This window comes from Komagataeibacter kakiaceti JCM 25156 (assembly GCF_000613305.1).
Map to the genome: position 1 here is coordinate 1 of NZ_BAIO01000877.1, position 611 is coordinate 611.

A 611-nucleotide genomic window follows, 5' to 3' on the forward strand; every position below is an offset into this window, starting at 1 on the left:
TGCCGGGCACCCCGCCAGCCATGCGATCAGATTCGGCTCCGGCCCGGCCAGAATATTATGGCGCGGGACCTGATGGCAGGTCTCCTGACTTGTGGCGGAGGGGGAACCCCTCACTTCCGGCGGCCTTCCCGGCCCCGGTGATCCGGGACCAGTGACACTACCAGCCCCATGGCGGGGCGGGCCGGAAAACAGCCACCTACAGTTGCGGGGGCAGCGACGGCCTTGCCCGTGGGCGCACCGTCTTCCCTATTCTCCCGTAAAGGAACCATCAGGCGCGGATCTAGACGATTGCGCGCCCCCCTGTCAAAGACCGTCCGGCGGCGCGCCGGTCATGGCCACGCGCCATGTCGTGTGGCGTGTCAGCACCGTGCGGCTGTGGGGTGCAATATCCAGATGCGACAGCATGTGCGCCGTGCCGCCAAGGGCCGCGATCACGATGGCCTGATGACGGTGGCGTCAGCCAGCACGTTCAGGCGGAGCGGGCCGGGGGGAAGTGCCGCCAGCCATTCCGCCACGCGATGCAGCAGTTCCGTCCGGCTTTCACCGCCTGGCGGCGCGAATTCCGGGTCCGAAACCCAGCGCGCCAGATCGGCGGCGGGCAGGTCATGAAG

The 611-nt window shown here is 68.4% G+C and carries 1 protein-coding gene, 1 pseudogene and 1 riboswitch; the gene and the pseudogene both read right to left on the minus strand.

What is annotated here, in order from left to right:
* Nucleotides 1-57: 57 nt before the first annotated feature.
* Nucleotides 58-285: riboswitch (cobalamin riboswitch) on the minus strand.
* A gap of 18 nt (nt 286-303) precedes the next feature.
* A complete protein-coding gene (locus JCM25156_RS32285) occupies nt 304-435 on the minus strand; it encodes a hypothetical protein (protein ID WP_277909495.1) in 132 nt (43 codons plus the stop codon).
* A pseudogene (locus tag JCM25156_RS29670) lies at nt 432-611 on the minus strand (histidine phosphatase family protein); the annotation flags it as partial. The pseudogene JCM25156_RS29670 and the gene JCM25156_RS32285, both read right to left, overlap by 4 nt.